Source organism: Sphingobacterium shayense (genome assembly GCF_013179575.1).
In the GTDB taxonomy this organism is placed as follows: Bacteria; Bacteroidota; Bacteroidia; order Sphingobacteriales; family Sphingobacteriaceae; genus Sphingobacterium; species Sphingobacterium shayense.
The window spans coordinates 73,567-89,303 of sequence record NZ_JABMCQ010000002.1 but is presented as its reverse complement, the minus strand read 5'-3'; the positions used below and the strand labels follow the sequence as shown (position 1 = coordinate 89,303).

Sequence of the window (15,737 nt, the reverse complement as noted above, 5' to 3'; positions counted from 1 at the left end):
CTGACGCTTATCAGGTACGTTTCACAGACGGTCCATTAGCGGGTTTGCTAAGCCGTTCAGTGGTTGTTGTTGACGAGAACGGAAACGTTAGCTACACGGAACAAGTTGCAGAAACTACCGAAGAACCAAATTACGAGCAGGCACTCCAAGCATTGTAACGAATTTGCAAGTAAAAATAGCTACACTCGTAGGTGTTCTTCCATGAGTGTAGTTATTTTAAATTCTCTATCTCGTTGATTCTAAAGCTTGAAGAATATCGTTGATGATGTCATCTTTATCCTCCAACCCCACTGAAAGTCGAATAGTTCCCGGACGGATTCCAAGGCTAACTTTCTCGTCATTCGTTAGTTTAGAGTGTGTCGTAGAACCGGGGTGTGTGGCTATCGATCTCGCATCTCCTAAATTAGACGTGTACAATATCATGTTCAATGCGTCGATAAACCGAAATGCGCGTTCGGCTCCTCCCTTAACTTCAAACGTAACGATCCCCCCCCCTGCTTTCATTTGCTTAATTGCTAGCTGGTATTGTGGATGAGATGGTAGAAACGGATATTTCACGTCTTCGATCTCAGGATGCTTTTCTAATGTCTCAGCAAGAGCTAGCGCACTACTGCAATGCCTGTCCATACGTAACCCTAATGTATCCATGCTTTTTGAAAGTATCCAGGCATTAAAAGGAGACATGGCTGGTCCTGTATGACGTATAAAGAAACGAAGCTCTTCGATTAATTGGCCGTTACCAACGATCACACCGCCGAGCACACGTCCCTGCCCATCCATATATTTAGTTGCTGAATGAACGGACAAATCGAAGCCATACTGCAACGGTTTTTGTAGATAAGGAGTTGCAAAACAATTATCTATAATAAAAATCACATTTGGATGCTTCGCTTTTAATCCTCCAACAAATTCTAAATCTGCAAGTTCCAACCCCGGATTTGATGGAGATTCTAAAAATACTATTTTCGTATTTTCTTGTATAGCATCTTCCCACGCTTGGTTATCGACAGCCTCCACATAAGTATGAGTAACTCCCCAACGTGGAAATAATTGTGTAAATAACTGATGCGTTGATCCGAAAATCGCACGAGAGGAAACGATATGATCACCTTGACGCACTAAACCCGCAAAACAAGCAAACACTGCCGCCATTCCTGAAGCAAAGGCTAGACCCGCTTCTGCTTGTTCTCCGATGCAAACTTTATTAATAAATTCTGTTGTATTCGGGTTTGCATAACGCGAATAAACCATCCCGACTTCCTCCTCCGCGAATATGGCACGGCCTTGTTCAGCACTATCAAAAATAAAACTGGAGGTGAGGTATAATGGAACGGAATGCTCTCTGGTAGCGGAACGATTAGCTTGTTCCCGAATGATTTTAGATTGATCTTTTTCCATGATGAGCAAATTTAATTTTTTTAGTCTACTAGTTTAGTATTTTGTGCAGTTTTTAACGAAAAAAATTGCCAAGATTATTACTACACGCCTATCTTTTATGAGAAAAACTCTCTGTTATAAATTCTAGACTACATTTCTAATGGGTATGTATGTTTGGACTAGATGATAAAAAGGCGTGTAACATTTTAGCCTAAGAAAATTTGATTAGCGAATAATTCAGTAGTTTAGTATAACTTTTATACTAAAAATAAATAAAATAAAATATAATTTTGATTTGCATTATCACCAAATAAATACTATGTTAGCATAATAAATTGTATTTTTGGCTAACCAATCAGCGTATATGAAAAGATTATTACTCGCAATACTCCTTGCTAGCCCCTCAATGTTATGGGCGCAGGGCTCCCAAGTCAACACACAAAGTCAAAAAGCGGTAGGTATGGCAGGAGCTGGATCGGCCTTTTTCGTTGACGCCTCATCAATCTTCTACAGCCCAGGCGCACTAGCAAAAATGAACCACAACGAAATATCCGTGGGTGCAAGCGCCGTCATGTATCGCTCTGCTTTTAGACAATTTAACAGTGTCGATAAGCATCACACAAAATTCCAAATCAGTCCTCCTTTTTCAGTATTTGCAACTTTTGGCCCTAAAGATTCATGGTGGAAAGCCGGATTAGGAATATATACACCTTTCGGTGGATCCGTAGACTGGGGTGATCAATGGCCAGGCAAATATGAATTAAACTCACTTCAAATGCGTGCGATATACATACAACCTACTGTGAGTTTCAAAATTACGGAAAATTTTGGCATGGGAGGCGGGTTCGTCTATAACGTGGGATTAGTAGATCTAACACGTTCTATCCCAATTGCGAATGGCAACGGAGAACCAGGAAAGGCCGAGCTATCAGGAGTTGGGACGGGTATGGGGTTCAACGTCGGCGTACATTATAACTTAGAAGATGACTTTGCTTTATCGTTAAGCTATCGATCAAAAGTAATTACGAAGCTTAAGGACGGCGACGCGGAATTCACAGTTCCCGGAGCACTGGCTTCTTCCTTTCCAAACACAAAATTTGATGCGGAACTGCCTTTACCAGGTTCGTTTAATTTAGGAATCACCTTCCCTGCAGGAGAAAAGCTTGACATCGCCGCTGATGCAACAATTATTGGTTACGACATCTACAAAGAATTAGTTTTCGATTACCATGATAACACCACAGCATTACAAGACACACGTCAAACGAAGAAATATGAGAATGCTTTCTCAGGTAAAGTCGGAATAAACTACCAAACCAACAATAAACTTACTCTTAGAGCAGGTGCCGGCTACGTATACACGCCTGTTCGTGGGCCGTATGTTTCACCAGAAACCCCAGATAACAACCGATTGATGGGATCAATAGGATTTACATACGACGTTAATGAAAAATGGGACATAACAGGTGCTTACGTGTTTCAACATCTAGCCGAGCGTACCGTTTCGAACGTGGAATCTGGTCTTACCGGAGCATATGCCACGAATATACACGCTCCTGGTTTATCTTTAACTTATAAATGGTAATATATTTATGAAAAGAATATATAAAAATATAGGAATAGTAGGTCTATCGGCTATCATTCTAGCCTCCTCATGTAAACCCGAGCTTTCCGACTACGAACCCAAACCAGGTCAGGCAGATTTTTCCAAATATATTGCAATTGGCAACTCCTTGACCGCAGGTTATGCGGATGGAGGTCTTTACCTTGAGGGGCAACAAGTAGCCTACCCTAATTTATTATCAGAACAAATCAAAACAGTTGGTGGAACTGAGTTTAGAAGTCCGCTATTTTCGGAGGATCAGAGAAATGGCTCAGGGTATCTTCAACTCACTGCGTTACAGGAGGGACAACCTGTGCTTGAACCAGTAACTACCGAACTTGCGATACGAGGGATGAGTCCCAATAATACTCCTTTATACACTAAATTTTCAGGCGAAATAGAAAATTATGGTGTTCCAGGTATGCGAATGGATTTAGCATTTGCACCTGGTGTAGGTACTCAAATAGGAAACCCCTTTTTCGAACGAATACTTCCTGATGACGTTCCACAAACGTTAACATATCAAGAATATGTCTCAGGAAAAGATCATAGTTTCTTTTCTTTCTGGTTGGGCAACAATGATATTCTCGGTTACGCTATGAATGGCGCAGTTGCAGTTGAGGGAGACCCAACAAAAACACTTACAGAAACAGCTACATTCACATCGCTACTCAACAATTTCATAAACGCGTTAACTCAGGAAGATCAAAAAGGCGTACTAGCGACTATTCCTGATGTCACTGCTATCCCTTACTTCACGACCGTAACACGTAACGCTCTGATTGTTGCAGCGTCAGCTGCTTCTGGACAGGAAATCGAAAACATATACATTACAGCTGGCTCGGGGCAACCACGCGCGGCTACCGATGCCGATTTATTCGTACTGCCTTTCTCCTCTGCCGGGCTTTTAGGCAGCACAAGTGAGCAGAACCCTGCTCCTTATGGTTTACACCCGCTGAACCCCGTGGAAAGCAAATATGTACTAGATACTGAGGAAGTTAAAGTCATTCAGGCCCGTGTAAAGGAATTTAATGCCGCTATTCAACAAGTAGCTGAAACTAACGGCTTAGCGGTCGCAGATGCTTATGCATACTTAAACAAAATAAAAAGTCCTGGAATCAAATACAACGGTATCGGTGTAAATGCTTCCTTCATTACAGGAAATGCTTTCTCGTTAGACGGCATACATTTAACTCCAATGGGAAACGCTCTAATGGCCAATTTATTTATAGATGCTATTAACACAACCTATAGCAGTAGAATACCAAAAGTAAATGCCGCTCAATATCGTGGTGTAAAATTTCCATAAATCGTCTTAAAAGATTTTCAAGCTCAACTAATTAATATCTAGTTGAGCTTTTTCATACCTCTCCCGCTATATCCGGACCAACCTATTAAGAGATATTATCTTTTTAATAATAGATCTTGTATCTTTGGAATACAAAATAAAAGAATCTAAAACATGAAAATAAACTTAGAACGTAAAAACCAAGCAGTTCATTTCGAAGCTTCAAGCGAATTATCTTCGGTTAAGGTAAATATTGATGGCTCGGATACAATCGGTGGTGAGGGAAAAGGCGTGCGTCCTATGGAACTTATTTTGATGGCCCTAGGTTCATGCAGTGTATTTGACTTAAACACGATTTTGCAAAAGCAACGTCAAAAAATAAGTGACATTACGGTAGAAGTCGAAGGAAAAAGGAGAGATGAGATCCCGAATATCTTTACACACATTCATATCAACTTCCTTCTAAAAGGAGAAATTGATGTAGTTAAAGCACAAAAGGCGGCAGATCTAGCTGTTAAGAAATATTGTTCTGTGCACGATATGCTTGCCGCGGGAGGCGTAGAGATCACTTATAGCCTAAAAATCAATTAGGCTGCCCCTTCCGCCACACTTTTTCTGCCCATCTTCCTACTGCCCAAAACGAAATCGCTAATATCAAGAAGAAAATCGTTCTATTAATATTATCCCATAGATACTCTACAAATCGGGTATAGAGATTCAGGATAAAAAAAACAAAACCAATGTCACGTGCCACATGGTCTTTTGTCTTCATCCCATATAACGCAAGAGCTAGCGACAACAGGGTTCCTAGCACTCCCCAATAAAATATTTCATATTGTCGAACTTGCGTCCAATGATCGAAACTACTATAATTTCCAAAAATAGAAAGGCACCATAATGCGGTCATTGTATATAATAAGCCAATTACGTAGCTCACGCCTTGAAAGGCAGCTATAGCTTTAATTTTTGTCTGTCCCCAAATAGAAAAGGCCGTTATGATTAAACCGAAAAGCGTGAATCGTAATGGAAAATTCATTCCCCAAAACTTAAATCCCCAATTGCTATGATACGCTGTCTCGGTTGCAAACCATACGCCTAAGGCCACAAGCGCGAATACCCAAATAAGTTTCGAGCGTAACTTAATAGAGAGCCAGACATAAATTAAAATTGACAGAAGAAAAGATATTGTATAATGATTCGTATTCCGATCTAATATCTGTCCTAAAAACCCAACGGATGCTGCAGTAGAAAATGAACCTGCGAGCATTAATGTTTCGTTTGAAAAAGTTTTATCAGGATAGCGCTTCTTATTTCTAAAACCAAGCAGATAAAATCCCACTGCTATCACAGCGAACAATAGGCAAAAGACTATATTCGGAGTTTCGTAGAAGCGCTCGACGAATTTCACTAACGCGTCGTCAGCGAATAAGGAAAATACCGAAAAAACCAACGAAACCAGAGCTATCCAAAAGGCATAGCGTGCGAGTGCTTTCCACTCAAAAGACCTTTGATCAATCGTGCTTTTTAACCCATCGACCTGTTCTGGCGCCAACTGGCCGTTCTCCACCCAATGTTCTAGAGCTTGTTCAACGACTTCCTTTTCATTCTTAGTGAGATCTAACTTTTTCAAATTCCAAACATAATTTTCCACAAAATACAAATTATATGTTAAAGCACCGTTGCACAGAATTCAAAATGCAGTTTTTACTATTTTCAATTACTACATCCCACGGTAGTCCGCCTAAAAATCTGTAACTTTGTATCTTGCAAAATTCAGAACACAAACACATGGATTCCTTAAAGCAGCAGAACCATATAGATTTAGGTGAACAAAACGAAATTGAAGTATTTGGCGCACGCGTGCACAACCTACGCAATATCGATGTCGCCTTTCCACGCAATGAATTGGTAGTTATTACCGGGTTAAGTGGCAGTGGAAAATCTTCTCTAGCGTTCGACACAATATATGCAGAAGGGCAACGCCGCTACATGGAGACCTTCTCTGCGTATAGCCGTCAGTTTTTAGGCGGAATGGAGCGTCCCGACGTAGACAAAATTTCGGGGCTTAGCCCTGTTATCTCTATAGAACAGAAAACCACGAACAAAAACCCCCGCTCTACAGTCGGTACTATTACTGAAATATACGATTTCTTGCGATTACTCTATGCGCGTGCAGCAGATGCATTCTCCTACCAGACTGGAGAGCTGATGCAACGTATGTCTGAGGAACAGATCGTAGAAAAAATCATCGAAGAATTTGATGGCGAACCCATCTATATTCTTGCGCCTGTAGTAAAAGGAAGAAAAGGACATTACAGGGAGCTTTTCGAACAAATCAGAAAACAAGGCTATACAAAAGTACGTGTTGATGGCGAGATAATTGATTTAGTACCAAAAATGCAGGTTGACCGCTACAAAATACACGACATTGAAACAGTAGTCGACCGGCTCTACACTTCTAAAGATGAATCTAAACGCCTTTATACCTCTGTTATGCAGGCGATGAAAACCTCCAAAGGAATTATAAAGATAGCGAACAAAGACGGCCGCGAGCACTTTTTTAGCCGTTACCTAATGGATGCTGTTTCCGGTATTTCATATGACGAACCGCAGCCAAATTCATTTTCATTCAACTCACCTTACGGAGCTTGCCAAAAATGTGATGGATTAGGTTATATCTTTGAAATTGACAAAACTTTTGTGATTCCAGATAAAAGTTTAAGCATACAAAAAGGAGCTATACTACCTCTAGGACCATCTCGTGAGTCTTGGACATTTCAGGTTGTAAAGGCGGTCGCAAAAAGGCTAGATTTCTCATTGACGACGCCCATAGAAAAACTTACTGATGCACAAGTCGATATTTTGCTTTTTGGCGATATAGAACCAATTCATCTTACGATCTCGTATGGAAGCTACGGCGCGCGGGAATACAAAGTGCAATTTGAAGGTATATTTAAAATGCTCGAAGAATTAAACGGTAGAGGGTCGGACGAGTCGCCACAGCTTGATGACTTCCGTACTAAAGTAAAATGTCCGACATGTAACGGTGCTCGTTTAAAAAAAGAATCTCTACATTTCAAAATCGACCATAAGAACATCTCCGAACTGGCAAGTATGGATGTCAGCGCACTTTACATGTGGTTTGAAGGAATTGAAAGCCGCTTAAATCAACGGCAAAATACTATTGCTGCTGAAATTCTAAAGGAAATTCGTACGAGACTTGGCTTTCTATTAGATGTTGGCTTAAGTTATTTAACCTTAGATAGATCTTCCAAAACACTTTCTGGGGGTGAAGCCCAACGGATACGTCTCGCTACTCAAATTGGATCTCAACTCGTCAACGTACTCTACATTCTCGATGAACCTAGCATTGGTTTACATCAACGAGACAACGAACGGTTAATAAGTTCCCTGAAAAACCTACGTGATATAGGGAACTCTGTTCTTGTCGTGGAACATGATAAAGATATGATTTTAAATGCGGACCATGTAATAGATATGGGACCGGAGGCCGGGGTGAACGGAGGAAAAATTGTGGCCCAAGGGACTCCATTGGAAATCATGCGCTCGGACTCCTTAACCGCTCAATATTTAAATGGACAGCGCGAAGTGCCAATCCCTAGTCGTCGCAGGGTCGGAAATGGACAAACATTATCGCTTAAAGGAGCCACAGGCAATAACTTAAAAAATGTCGATGTAGACTTTCCACTAGGCTCGCTTATTCTTGTCACAGGAGTCTCTGGATCGGGCAAATCCAGCCTCATTACAGGCACGTTATACCCTATTTTAAATAGACACTTCTTCCGCGCGAAAGGCATACCGATGCCCTACAAAAGTATCGATGGCCTTTCTCATATTGATAAAGTCATTGAAATTGACCAGAGTCCCATAGGGCGAACCCCTCGGTCGAATCCTTCTACTTACACCGGTGTTTTCTCCGATATCCGTACACTTTTTGTTCAATTACCCGAGGCCAAAATTAGAGGGTATAAGCCCGGCCGTTTTTCGTTTAACGTTAAAGGCGGTCGTTGTGAAACATGTCAAGGGGCCGGAATGAAAATTATAGAAATGAACTTTCTCCCGGATGTACAGGTGCCCTGTGAGACCTGTCAGGGAAAACGCTACAATCGGGAGACTTTAGAAGTGCGTTATCGCGGTAAATCAATTTCTGACGTACTGGATATGACAATTGACGAGGCGGTAGATTTCTTTGAAAACATTCCATCTATCTATAGAAAAATTAAGACGCTGCATGATGTAGGGCTTGGATACATCACGCTAGGACAGTCGTCAACGACCCTCTCCGGCGGGGAAGCTCAACGCGTAAAACTCGCCACGGAACTTTCTAAAAAAGACACCGGAAACACGTTTTATATTTTAGACGAACCGACAACTGGGTTACACTTTGAAGACGTTAACGTCTTGCTTGGTGTTATTGACCGATTAGTAGAACGGGGCAACACGGTTCTCATTATTGAACATAACTTAGATGTAATAAAGACAGCGGACTGGGTAGTTGACATGGGTCCCGAAGGTGGAAATGGTGGTGGCGAGTTAATGTTTGCCGGCACCCCAGAAGAGCTTATTAAAAATTCAGTAAGCGAAACCGCCCGTTTCTTAAAAATGGAGATGGAATAATCTTCTCCATTTTTAATTTTTTTAAAAGGATCTATTATGGCCCCTTTGAAACCACCAAATCACTATAGAATCACCTCTCATTTTTGTAACTTTGTTCTCGTATGTCAGATATTATTCAGTTGTTACCGGATTCGGTCGCGAACCAAATAGCTGCAGGAGAAGTCGTTCAACGCCCTGCTTCTGCAGTAAAAGAACTTATTGAAAACGCAATCGATGCAGGAGCGGATAAAATAAAGCTTATTGTTAAAGATGCAGGCAAGTCTTTAATCCAAGTTATCGACAATGGTTGTGGCATGAGTGTTACAGACGCACGAAATTGCTTCGAAAGGCATGCTACTTCTAAAATACGTAAAGCAGAGGATCTTTTTGCCATCCGTACAATGGGATTTCGAGGTGAAGCAATGGCTTCTATCGCTGCTATTGCGCAGGTCGAGATGAAAACGAAACGAATCGAAGATGAGCTTGGAAGCGTTGTTGAAATCGAGGGCTCCAAACTAGCAAAGCAGTATCCTGAAGGGGTACCAAACGGAACGAGTATAAGTGTTAAAAATTTATTTTACAATATTCCTGCCAGACGTAACTTTCTAAAAAGCAACGCAGTGGAAATGCGCCATATTATCGATGAATTTCAGCGCATTGCTTTAGCTCATCCGGAAATATTTTTAACATTACACAGTGATGGAAATGAATTATTCCATCTCCCTGCAGAAACCCTTAAACAACGTATAGTCCACATTTTCGGAAATAGCTATAATCAGCGTCTGGTACCGATTGAAGAAGAGACTTCGATCATAACATTACACGGTTTTATAGGTAAACCCGAATATGCAAAAAAAACACGAGGAGAACAGTTTTTCTTCGTCAATAACCGCTTCATTAAAGATCCCTATTTGAACCATGCTGTTATGGATGCGTACGAAGAAATACTTCCCGCAGAAACTTATCCTTTGTACGTACTATCAATTGATATTGATCCATCAAAAATCGACATTAATGTACATCCTACTAAGACGGAAATAAAATATGTAGATGACAAATCTATTTATGCCATCCTTCGATCAGCTGTTAAGCGATCGCTCGGTCGCTACAACATTACCCCCACGCTAGATTTCGACCAAGAAACGAGCTTTAGCAACTTTATAACGACAAAACCCATCGATGAGATTCAAGCACCGACCATAAATTTTAACCCAAATTTCAATCCATTCGAAGACCGAAAGACTTCATCGCGCTCTTCCGATTACGCCGCTGGATTGGAGAAAAAGGCCGGTATGCCTAAAAACTGGGATACATTATATCAGATATCCCAGCACTCTACGCCAGAGCAGCTCTCCCTGATCCACGATAACTCTGAAGAATTAAACGACAGGGCATCGACGCCTGAAGAAGGAAAAACAACCCAAGAGTCAAAAAAGCAATTTTTCCAGCTTCACAATAGGTTCATCGTTTCCCAGATACATTCGGGCTTTATGATGATCGATCAACAAGCTGCTCATGAGCGCATCTTGTTTGCACAATACAGAGAACAACTCGAAAACAACCAAGGTAGCAGCCAACAGAGTCTCTTTCCCCAAACCGTCGAACTTAGTGCTTCGGATTTTGCTTTAATGGAAGAAATACTGCCGGAAATACAGACATTAGGCTTCCAACTACGAGCCTTAGGGAAATCTACCTTTATAGTCGATGGTATCCCCGCTGATCTAGGCACGGGAATAAATGAAACAACCATACTAGAGCAACTATTAGAGGACTTTAAGAACAATAAAGATGCTTTACAATTAGATAAACGAGAGAACTTAGCAAGAAGCTTGGCGAAAAATGCCGCCATCAAACCTGGAACACCTTTGAATAATCAAGAGATGGGTGAACTATTTGATAAGCTGTTCGCGACTGAATCTCCGAGCATATCAATACATGGTAAGCCCATTATCATCACTATAACGCTTCAGGAGTTATCTGAGCGATTTAATAAAAACGAACGTTAAACGAGCAAAAACAATGAATAACCTATTTTCAAATTTAACACCAGTAGTAAAAAATCTACTCATCATAAACGTCCTGTGTTTTATTGGTTCCGCCATTTTCGACCAATCCACACGCTTTTTTGGTGTTTACTACCCTGACTCGCCATTTTTTCATATATGGCAGATCATTACCTATATGTTTATGCATGGAGGTTTCAGCCATATTTTCTTTAACATGTTTTCACTAGTCATGTTTGGTCCAATCATTGAACATATGTTGGGCTCTAAGCGATTTTTAAATTTTTACCTTATCTGTGGAATTGGCGCCCTTATTTTACAATACGGTATTCAAGCATTCGAAGTACACCAAATTGCAGGTACAATTAAAGCTTCGGACTTGTTAAATTTTGATATGATAAACAATAGAGTAACATCAGATCTACAAGTTACTCAGGAACAATTTTCGACGTTAGCATCAATATATGGGACTCCGTTAGTTGGCGCTTCTGGCGCTATATATGGATTACTCCTAGCTTTCGCATACCTTTTCCCTAATATGCCCCTTTTTCTATTCTTTATTCCCGTACCTGTCAAAGCGAAGATTTTTATTCCTATATTAATTCTAATAGAAATATACCTAGGATTCTCTAACGGAGGGGGGTCTATCGCCCATCTTGCCCATGTCGGAGGAGCACTGTTTGCATTTATATTACTTAAAACATGGAAGATTAGAAAAGGAATTTAACGGAACTTACTACTAAAAAGAACATTAAGTGCATTTCACATGTTAGAATGGTATAAGGTTTTTAATTCCTATACCACAGAGAAAAGCAAAATATGTCGTATAATTGATGATCTGGAAAATAGAGAAAAATAAAATAATCGATGAAAGAGAGCGTTTTAAAGACTTTTTGGCGAGACACTTATAAAAGCGACTCACCGATACCTTTTATCATTACCGCGCAGGTTTTCATATTTGTGCTTATCCACGTTTTTGACCTCCTTCAAGATGTTGGTATCATAAACTTGTCGCTGTATGACTATACGGTTCGTCTTTTAAGTCTACCTCTTTCATTTAATGATTTCTTGCGTCAACCATGGTCGCTATTTACATTTCCCTTCTTATACACAGGTCTGTTCTCACTACTTTTTGATTGCTTATGGCTGTTTTGGATGGGTAATACATTTATGGTTTTCCTTAACAAGAAGCAATTCCTTTATGTATACTGCAGTAGTTTAATTATAGGCGGTATTGCTTATCTTACTTTCGGTTTCATACCTGTATTAAACGGCTTTCAATCAAGTTTTATCAATACGGGATCATTTGCGTTAGGCGCCGTAGTTGCAGCCACAGCGACTCTTGTTCCACAGTCCGAAGTACGATTGTTTTTATTCGGCAATGTATCAATCAAAGTCATTGCGATCGTTTACATCTGTATTGAGCTCATCTTCATGGCCATTGGCGACAGACCCTCTGCACTCGCTTTTCTATTATCAGCTGTATGGGGAGTGATTTATATGATAAATCTGAAGCAAGGGAGAGACTTCAGTAACATCCTAAAATTATTCAAAAGATCAAAACTCAAAGTTGTACATAAGAGGCCGGCCAACCATTCCCCCCATGTTTATAGAAATGATTCAGACCTTCCAAACCAATCCGAAATTGATGAAATATTAGATAAAATTTCAGTTGGAGGTTATGAAAGCTTATCTTCACAGGAAAAAGAAGTTTTATTCAAGGCGAGTAAGAGCGAAAAATAACGGCATGCTAAAAAAAAATCTTCTAAAAAAAGATCTTGGCTTATTCAGCAAAACGATATTCCTTGTCAATATAGTTGCCGTCTTGTTGTTACTTATGAGTTATGCGGCAACTATTATCAATCCGCAGACTTTTTGGCCATTAGCTTTTCTCGGCCTAGGTTATCTTCCTATCCTAATCATAAATGTAACTTTCGTTTTATACTGGCTGCTGCGACGCCCTAAAGTCGCACTATTTACGATTATTCCTATCTTGTTAGGATGGAATTTGCTGAGCCAGCATCTGGGTATACGTGCTAAAAGTGACGAAATAACAAAAACCGACGGAGCCCTACGAGTAATGACCTTCAACGCTCACTTGTTTAGTAAAGTAAAGGGCAAAACGACAAACGATATCAAAACTCAAGTTGCTAAACTTATAGAAGAAGTGCAACCAGACTTACTTACCATACAGGAATATTTCAGCAAAATTAAGGGTACAAAACAGTTTACGGATCAAATATTAGAACAAGGTAATTTCAAAGAATTCATATTTGAACCCGCTATGCAGAGTGAACACGAGGGTTATGGACAGATTATCTTCTCTAAATACCCTATTGTCTATTCCGGTGTAATTACCAAAAACGAGTTTGGAATCAACCGTATTATATTTGCCGATATCGTTAAGGGTCGAGATACTGTACGTGTCTACAACGTACACCTTCGTTCTTTCGGACTTCAGTCTGAAGACAAAGCATTCATTCAAAATCCATCGACTGTCCCAGGCGACGAGCAAACCACAAAGAAATTAGGACGAAAATTAAAACTTGCATTTGAACGCCGAGGTAAACAGGCGTTAGCTCTCCGTGAGCATATCGATACGACACGACATCCTGTTATCGTAATGGGTGATTTCAACGATACTCCGATGTCGTATAGTGTCAACCTAATTGGTAAAAATCTTAAAAACACCTTCGACGAAAAAGGACGCGGTTGGGGTGTGACTCATTATGAGATGTTACCGATACTCCAAATTGACTATATCTTCTGCAGCAAAAAGTTTAATGTTGAGAAATATAAAATAATAAAAGAAAAATTATCGGATCATTATCCTGTTTGGTCAGATATACATCTAACAAATTGGGATACTTCGACGGACTAAACCCTTTTAGAATCTATACTTTTAATCTCAAGGATATTCTTTGTTAGTTACAAACCTGTTTTGATTGATTTTTAGAGATTTCCGATCAGAGCTATTGACAAATATGCAAGTTTCTCTCTTTCTTAATTCAGAAGATTAATTAAATAACTATTGGCGAAGTGCAGATAGTAAGCACTTAATCGCTAACCTAGCCCCTGCCTCAACCTGTAAATAAGTCAACCTGTTTCCAATAACTGACTAATTCTTTCTTTTACAACGTGCTTCTGGGGTTATAGTTACTGCTAGGGGCTAATCAATTGACTGTCCACCTTTTTAATATATTCCAACGACTCTTTCACAAACTTATCGTCGCGATTCTTCACTTTAAAATATGCTTCTCTACCAAAATAATATCGCCCTACTAGGGCCTCAATATCCGACTCGATTAATTCCCGCAATTGCCTACTCTTTTGATTATTTAATATAAACCCCTCTGCGCGCACAAAGTCCACGAATGCGCGAAATTCGTTATCAGGAAGATGATATCCTTGTAAAAAATTTTCAATAGAATATGCTGGCAATTTCTGCGTAAACCGCGAATAGACAAATTGCTCAATAAAACTATATTGTATTAAATCCTGATAGAACAAACTGAGTTCATTTGAATCTTGAGCAACATGAATATCGGGTAATATTCCGCCACCACTATAAACCATTTTACCGGCGCGTGTCTTAAAAGTTTTACCATGTTCATAAAGAGTGTCCAGTGCCCACAATCCATTATACATACTTGAGTAATCATGCATATTTGACCAGTTGGGGGAATATTTCTTTTGAATGCTCCTCCCTAAAGGTGTAAAATAGCGGGCAATACTAAGATTCACAGATGAGCCATCAGAAAAGTCATACTGCTCTTGTACAATTCCCTTTCCATATGAACGTCGGCCTATAATTACGCCGCGATCCCAATCCTGTATCGCTCCAGCAACAATTTCGCTGGCCGATGCAGTATTCTCATTAATTAATATAACGACCGTACCGTCTGTGAATTCTCCAGATTCGTCTCCGTAGTATTCGTGACGTTCTTCATGTGCTCCCTCAGTATAAACAATTAATCGACTATCGTTAAAAAATTCACCTGCGATCTTAATCGCGATGTGGAAGTACCCGCCACCATTATCTCGCAAATCTAACACCAGCTTCGAGGCACCCTGCTTTTTTAATTCAATTATTGCCCGTTTGAATTCTTCCGCAGTATTAATCCCAAACCGCCTGATCTTTAAGTAACCAACACCAGGTCGAATAATGTAGGCTACGTCTATCGAACTTACGGTAACTTGATCACGAATGACGCGAATTGGTCTATTTAACTCCTGCCCATCTCTAGCAATATGAATGTCCAAAGATGTCCCTCTTCGACCTCTAATCAATTTTTCAACTCGTTCGCGCGACACATTTACACCGGCAACTGCGGTATCTGCTATTTTCAGAAGCTTATCACCTACTCGAAAGCCAGCTTTATCTGCTGGTCCTCCATTTATCAGAGACACAATAACCAACGAGTCGTTTAAATTAAAATATTCCATACCTATTCCCTCAAAAGTCCCCTCAAGTATTTCCGTTTGACGTTGGGCTTCATTGGGTACTAGATAACTGGAATAAGGATCTAAATGCGAGATAATATGATTTATAGCTCCATTTTGTACAGAGTCTATATTTACACTGTCCACGTATGTATCTGCTATTAGATCTATCATCTGTTGAATTTTCCAACTGTTATTTGACAAACCAATTGGCACCAGGCTATTCCCTGGCTTACTTCCCTGCTCATCCACATAGTTTTGTCCCAGCAATATTCCAAGTAATAGCACTGCCGCATATGTCGCAGCGACAAAAATATTTCGTTTAGTACCTTTTTGCATTTATAATAGCTGGTGTAAAATTAAGATGTTTTCACCAATTAATAACTGTTAAGTTAACAATGTATTT

12 protein-coding genes are annotated in these 15,737 nt (G+C 40.0%); 9 read left to right on the top strand and 3 right to left on the bottom strand.

The window, feature by feature from the left end:
• The coding region (locus HP439_RS00840; RefSeq protein WP_172388442.1) for a redoxin family protein at nucleotides 1-158 on the top strand (158 nt) is incomplete at its 5' end.
• Nucleotides 159-225: 67 nt separating this feature from the next.
• Here the strand turns inward: HP439_RS00840 and HP439_RS00835 are convergent.
• Entirely contained in the window at nucleotides 226-1,398 is a 1,173-nt protein-coding gene (locus HP439_RS00835) for a trans-sulfuration enzyme family protein (protein WP_172388441.1), read from the bottom strand.
• A gap of 343 nt (nucleotides 1,399-1,741) precedes the next feature.
• Between HP439_RS00835 and HP439_RS00830 the strand changes: the two genes are divergently transcribed.
• The 3 genes from HP439_RS00830 to HP439_RS00820 all read left to right on the top strand — a co-directional run bounded on the left by HP439_RS00830 (nucleotide 1,742) and on the right by HP439_RS00820 (nucleotide 4,859).
• Nucleotides 1,742-2,962, top strand: coding sequence for an OmpP1/FadL family transporter (locus HP439_RS00830; protein WP_172388440.1), 1,221 nt, complete (start codon nucleotides 1,742-1,744; stop codon nucleotides 2,960-2,962).
• A 7-nt stretch (nucleotides 2,963-2,969) separates the two neighbouring features.
• The gene (locus HP439_RS00825; RefSeq protein ID WP_172388439.1) at nucleotides 2,970-4,289 is read left to right on the top strand and encodes an SGNH/GDSL hydrolase family protein; all 1,320 of its coding nucleotides are present in this window, start codon (nucleotides 2,970-2,972) and stop codon (nucleotides 4,287-4,289) included.
• Between the two features lie 153 nt (nucleotides 4,290-4,442).
• On the top strand, nucleotides 4,443-4,859 hold the full coding sequence (locus HP439_RS00820; protein WP_172388438.1) for an OsmC family protein: 417 nt from the start codon (nucleotides 4,443-4,445) through the stop codon (nucleotides 4,857-4,859).
• Here the strand turns inward: HP439_RS00820 and HP439_RS00815 are convergent.
• Nucleotides 4,852-5,919 (bottom strand): DUF2157 domain-containing protein, encoded by a 1,068-nt coding sequence (locus HP439_RS00815; RefSeq protein WP_343043493.1) that lies wholly within the window; start codon nucleotides 5,917-5,919, stop codon nucleotides 4,852-4,854. The genes HP439_RS00820 and HP439_RS00815 overlap by 8 nt on opposite strands.
• Before the next feature lie 137 nt (nucleotides 5,920-6,056).
• Between HP439_RS00815 and uvrA the strand changes: the two genes are divergently transcribed.
• From uvrA to HP439_RS00790, 5 genes are all read left to right on the top strand, one after another.
• Nucleotides 6,057-8,906 (top strand): excinuclease ABC subunit UvrA, encoded by a 2,850-nt coding sequence (uvrA, locus tag HP439_RS00810; RefSeq protein WP_172388437.1) that lies wholly within the window; start codon nucleotides 6,057-6,059, stop codon nucleotides 8,904-8,906.
• Between the two features lie 101 nt (nucleotides 8,907-9,007).
• Nucleotides 9,008-10,891 carry a DNA mismatch repair endonuclease MutL gene (gene mutL / locus HP439_RS00805; protein WP_172388436.1) on the top strand — a complete coding sequence of 628 codons (1,884 nt, stop codon included), beginning with the start codon at nucleotides 9,008-9,010 and terminating at the stop codon, nucleotides 10,889-10,891.
• A 13-nt stretch (nucleotides 10,892-10,904) separates the two neighbouring features.
• Nucleotides 10,905-11,615: a rhomboid family intramembrane serine protease gene (locus tag HP439_RS00800; protein ID WP_172388435.1), complete on the top strand. Its 711-nt coding sequence runs from the start codon at nucleotides 10,905-10,907 to the stop codon at nucleotides 11,613-11,615.
• Nucleotides 11,616-11,755: 140 nt separating this feature from the next.
• Complete coding sequence (locus tag HP439_RS00795) at nucleotides 11,756-12,631, top strand: rhomboid family intramembrane serine protease (protein ID WP_172388434.1); 876 nt, start codon at nucleotides 11,756-11,758, stop codon at nucleotides 12,629-12,631.
• Nucleotides 12,632-12,635: 4 nt separating this feature from the next.
• Nucleotides 12,636-13,769 carry an endonuclease/exonuclease/phosphatase family protein gene (locus HP439_RS00790; protein WP_172388433.1) on the top strand — a complete coding sequence of 378 codons (1,134 nt, stop codon included), beginning with the start codon at nucleotides 12,636-12,638 and terminating at the stop codon, nucleotides 13,767-13,769.
• A 281-nt stretch (nucleotides 13,770-14,050) separates the two neighbouring features.
• Here the strand turns inward: HP439_RS00790 and HP439_RS00785 are convergent, their stop codons facing one another.
• Complete coding sequence (locus tag HP439_RS00785; protein ID WP_172388432.1) at nucleotides 14,051-15,670, bottom strand: S41 family peptidase; 1,620 nt, start codon at nucleotides 15,668-15,670, stop codon at nucleotides 14,051-14,053.
• Nucleotides 15,671-15,737 lie beyond the last annotated feature (67 nt).